A 282-nucleotide genomic window follows, 5' to 3' on the forward strand; every position below is an offset into this window, starting at 1 on the left:
TGGGGGATATGCCGGAGAGACGGGTCATATGACCATTGACTGGAACGGACGTTCCTGCACCTGCGGCAGCCGGGGCTGCTGGGAGCTTTATGCTTCGGAAAAAGCATATACAGCGCCCGCCCTCTCCCTGCCCGCACACAGTACAGCGAAATTACTGCCGTTTGCCCGGCAAGGTGACGCGGATACGTTAAGCGTATTTCGTGATATCGGGCGATATTTGGGTGTGGGCATTACCAACATTGTGAATAGCCTCAACCCCGGCATGCTCATCATCGGCGGGCC

At 57.1% G+C, this 282-nt stretch carries 1 pseudogene; it reads left to right on the forward strand.

The window, feature by feature from the left end:
* Positions 1–282: pseudogene (locus WG8_RS28880) on the forward strand (ROK family protein); the annotation flags it as partial.

The organism is Paenibacillus sp. Aloe-11, from assembly GCF_000245715.1.
Taxonomy (GTDB): Bacteria; Bacillota; Bacilli; order Paenibacillales; family Paenibacillaceae; genus Paenibacillus; species Paenibacillus kribbensis.